Source organism: Streptomyces sp. NPDC056296, assembly GCF_042268605.1.
GTDB lineage: Bacteria > Actinomycetota > Actinomycetes > Streptomycetales > Streptomycetaceae > Streptomyces.
Map to the genome: position 1 here is coordinate 1 of NZ_JBHJRX010000136.1, position 2288 is coordinate 2288.

The 2288-nt window shown below is 66.0% G+C and carries 3 protein-coding genes and 1 pseudogene; all 4 read left to right on the forward strand.

Annotated features, from left to right (window positions below; all coding sequences use genetic code 11):
* On the forward strand, positions 1 to 366 hold a 366-nt coding region (locus tag ACFCZF_RS40765; RefSeq protein WP_376675975.1), incomplete at its 5' end, for a hypothetical protein.
* 659 nt (positions 367 to 1025) lie between these two features.
* Complete coding sequence (locus ACFCZF_RS40770) at positions 1026 to 1232, forward strand: hypothetical protein (RefSeq protein ID WP_375914450.1); 207 nt, start codon at positions 1026 to 1028, stop codon at positions 1230 to 1232.
* Positions 1233 to 1385: 153 nt separating this feature from the next.
* Positions 1386 to 1745 (forward strand): annotated as a pseudogene (locus ACFCZF_RS40775) (transposase family protein); the annotation flags it as partial.
* Between the two features lie 35 nt (positions 1746 to 1780).
* The coding region (locus tag ACFCZF_RS40780; protein ID WP_376675976.1) for a transposase family protein at positions 1781 to 2288 on the forward strand (508 nt) is incomplete at its 3' end.

Below are 2288 nucleotides of genomic sequence, written 5' to 3' on the forward strand. Positions count from 1 at the left end.
TACGGCATTCTCGGCACGGAGGACGACGCAGCACCCGAGCAACAGAAGACACCGACGGCCGCCGTGACGTACGAAGTCGCTGGTAAGGGCAACGTCGAGGTAAGCTACCTTGCCCGCGGCAGTGAGGGCAGAGCCACCGTCGAGGCAAACGTCGAACTGCCGTGGAAGAAGACCGTCCACGTGCCACTGGGCAAGCGGCCCACCATCAGCATCCTCCTCGACGACGAAGGCGGACAGGCGCGCTGTGCGCTCGCCATCCGCGGCGAGCACGTTCAAGGCGCCACCGCATCGGGCGCCTACGGCCGCGCCACCTGCGCCGGCGAACTACCCGCACCACCGCGAACTCACGATTCGACGCCAAAGTGACGCCCACACCCAAACAGATGTCGCAGGCTTGGAGACCATCCAGACCCCGGCGTCAGCGGCCATCGGAGCTGGCACAGCCCTGTAGCGCGATGGAGCCGGCGGGGAACCTGCCGAAGTGAGCTGACGCGGGGCAGTCCATGGCCGTGACTTCGGGGATCGCGAATACCATCATCAGCAGGTGCACCGGGTCGGCCGTCACCCGCGCCTGGTCCGCTTCCCGTTGACTTGCATGTGCTCCGACTTCATCTCGAGGCACCGAAGGGACGGGGGAGGGGCTCAGTTCCTTCGACCGGATGCCGCGTTCGGTCAGGTGGTGACGCAGTTGCCGGGCCCTGACCCAATCGGTTCGGTTCCAATCCCGCAGGATTCACAGGGGCGGTGACGGGGACGGCAGCGTGCGGGCCAGGCGGACGGCGGCAGCAGCCAGGCACTGCATGTCGGACGTCTCCGAGAGTATGCCCACTGTGAAGCACGTTCCCGGATGCACTGTCGATGGATCTACTGGACAGGTCACCGTCGGCACGGCAGTCCCGAGACGGTCATCCGTGCGGCTGTGCCTGCGCAGGCCAGTGAGCCTTTTCCAACCTCAACTTGAGGTGTTGAGTGGAGGGCTTGAGGCTTCCAGGCCTACAGCCGTTGGAGGCGTGAAGGGAGCGAGGTTGCACATCGAGTGGATCTGGGTGCTGCCGGTGGGTGCACTGCTCCTGGTGGCGTGCGACTACGGGGGTGTGGCGCGGCTGATGTGGGATATGCAGCCAGCAGCCAGACGGAGTGCATGGCCAGGTGCGACGGGCTTCCGCGTGATCGCCGGGATCGTGGCGATCGTCGCGATCGTGACCCGTCTCATTCAGCCAGCCAGCGGCTGAGGCCTTCCAACTGCGGGCAGAAGAGAGCAGTTGTGCCACACACTGAGCCTCGTCCAACCCGGCAAAGAACCTTGGCAGTTGGCCTGACGGACGGATGAAGCCCCTGGTAGATGCGTTTTCGACGAAGAGAACCGTCTCCACCAGAGGTTTCGCATGCTTGTCTACTCGTCCGACGTCGATGTGTCCAGCTCTGCCCTCCGCTTCCTCGCCGCACGCATAAGGGAACGTCGGCGCGCTCTCGGCACCCGATGGCGGCGTCTGAACGCCGGCCGTCAGGCCCTCCTAACGCTCGCCCACCTCCGCAACGGGCAGACCTACGCCCAGCTCGCAGCCGGGTTCGGGGTCGGCACCACCACCGTCTACCGCTACATCACCGAGGCCGTCGAGCTCCTGGCCTCCCTCGCCCCCACCCTGGCCGAAGCAGTACGGGCCGCGTCGATGAAGGCATATCTGATCCTGGACGGGACGCTTCTGCCGATTGACCGGATCGCCGCCGACCGTCCCTACTACTCGGTTCTGGCACAGATCTTGGGGCACCATCGCGGAGCGTGACCTCGGTGTTCGACGGGATCGACGATGTGGAGGTCGAGGCGGTTACGGTCGCGTTCGGCACGGTCGAGGTGGTAGCAAGAGGCCGCATGGCGGGGGCGGCGTGTCCGGACTGCGGCCGCTTCTCGAACCGAGTCCACGACCGTTACCAGCGCAGGCTGAAAGACCTTCCGCTCGCTGAGCAGGGCTTTGTGATCCGGCTGACGGTCCGGCGATTCATCTGCGGGTCGGCGGACTGCCCACACCGAACGTTCGCCGAGCCGTTCTCCCGGCTGGCCGCGCCGTACGCGCGGTTCACCACGCGGCTGAACCGCGCCCTGGAGCGGGTGGGACTCGCCTTGGCGGGACGAGCCGGCGCTCGACTGGCGGCCCAGCTCGGCTTCGGTGCGGGACGGATGACCTTGTTACGCAGGTGTGAACGATCACGTAATTCCCCGGGCCCGGCGTCACGTAATTCCCCAGGTCCTGACCTCGTCCATGTCTACTTGATCGAGGGCTTGCCTGTCT